This window comes from Candidatus Binatia bacterium, assembly GCA_023150935.1.
Lineage (GTDB): Bacteria > Desulfobacterota > Binatia > HRBIN30 > HRBIN30 > JAKLJW01.
The window spans coordinates 1-509 of sequence record JAKLJW010000191.1 but is presented as its reverse complement, the minus strand read 5'-3'; the positions used below and the strand labels follow the sequence as shown (position 1 = coordinate 509).

At 60.9% G+C, this 509-nt stretch carries 2 protein-coding genes; both read left to right on the top strand.

Annotated elements, in window-relative coordinates:
• The first annotated feature begins 197 nt into the window (after positions 1–197).
• Positions 198–332 carry a 50S ribosomal protein L34 gene (gene rpmH / locus L6Q96_23695; GenBank protein ID MCK6557549.1) on the top strand — a complete coding sequence of 45 codons (135 nt, stop codon included), beginning with the start codon at positions 198–200 and terminating at the stop codon, positions 330–332.
• 30 nt (positions 333–362) lie between these two features.
• A partial coding sequence (locus L6Q96_23690) for a ribonuclease P protein component (protein MCK6557548.1) occupies positions 363–509 on the top strand: 147 nt, incomplete at its 3' end.

The window sequence follows — 509 nt, the reverse complement described above, 5'->3', positions numbered from 1 at the left end:
CTCCATAGGGAAGTCACCACGCGTTGATCCCTGGCTGGTTGCGTTGTTGTCGTCGGGAATCGAGGGGAGAGGAAGTCTATCGTTGTGTCTTGCAGTTATCCACAGGCAAGCAAGCATTGACACCATCGCGCCCGCTGCGTAACCTTGCGCCCTCTTCTCGCGGCCCATCGTATTGTTTTCAGAAGGCTTTTTTCGCCATGAAGCGCACATATCAACCGAGCAAGATCAAACGCGTGCGAACGCACGGCTTTCGCGCCCGCATGGCGACCAAGGCCGGCCGGCTGGTTCTCAAGCGCCGTCGCGCCAAGGGTCGTACGCGGCTGGTTCCCTAAGCAGCGCAGCGGACCTGCGCGCTGCCGATTTTGCCCGCGCGTTTTCGCAGGCCACAAAAGCTTACCCGCGCGAGCGATTTCGAGAACGTTTTCGCTGCGGGCCGAAGGTCTGCAGACCCGCTCTTCACGGTACTCTATCGTCGCTCCGCCCTCGGCCACGCCCGTCTCGGTATGACC